The sequence below is a fragment of the Labilibaculum sp. DW002 genome, assembly GCF_029029525.1.
In the GTDB taxonomy this organism is placed as follows: Bacteria; Bacteroidota; Bacteroidia; order Bacteroidales; family Marinifilaceae; genus Paralabilibaculum; species Paralabilibaculum antarcticum.
In genome coordinates, this window is sequence record NZ_JAKJSC010000020.1 from 1 (window position 1) to 904 (window position 904).

Below are 904 nucleotides of genomic sequence, written 5' to 3' on the forward strand. Positions count from 1 at the left end.
AACTGTAAAAGGAAACATCGATTACGACTCTACTGATTTGACTGATCACAAAGCGACGGTAAGCATAAAAGCTACCAGTACAGATTTATCTCATACTAGCAAAGATTTTGAGATCGCGATTACTGAAGCCGATGGTACAACACCAGGTGAAGGAGATACGGATCACTTGATCACTGGAAAAGATATTGCAGATATTGATACAAATTCAAATACAATTTCAGAGAATGCATCAGCAAACGACATCGTTCATTTGACAGCTAATGTAGTTGATGAAGATGGCGATAAGGTAACTTACGAGTTGACTAACGATTTCCATGGCTGGTTCCAGATTGATTCTGAAACTGGAGTGGTTACTGTAAAAGGCAACATTGATTACGATTCTACAAATCTAACGGATCACAAAGCAACAGTTTCGGTTAAAGCTACCAGTACAGATTTATCTACAGCTAGTAAAGATTTTGAGATTGTAATCACTGAAGCAGATGGCACAACGCCAGGCGGAGGAGATACGGATCACCTAATCACTGGAAAAGATATTGTAGATATCGATACTGATTCAAATACCATTTCAGAAAACGCAGCTATTAATGACATCGTTCATTTGACAGCTAATGTTGTTGATGAAGATGGCGATAAGGTAACTTACGAGTTGACTGATGATTTCCACGGCTGGTTCCAGATTGATTCTGAAACTGGAGTGGTTACTGTAAAAGGCAACATCGATTACGACTCTACTGATTTGACTGATCACAAAGCAACAGTAAATGTAAAAGCAACCAGTACAGATTTATCTACAACTAGTAAAGATTTTGAGATTGTAATCACTGAAGCAGATGGCACAACGCCAGGCGGAGGAGATACGGATCACCTAATCACTGGAAAAGATATCGCTGATATTGATACG

The 904-nt window shown here is 39.0% G+C and carries 1 protein-coding gene; it reads left to right on the forward strand.

Features of this window, described 5'->3' with window-relative positions:
• Positions 1-904 (forward strand): cadherin repeat domain-containing protein (locus L3049_RS21525; protein WP_275111902.1); only part of this gene is annotated, 904 nt, incomplete at both ends.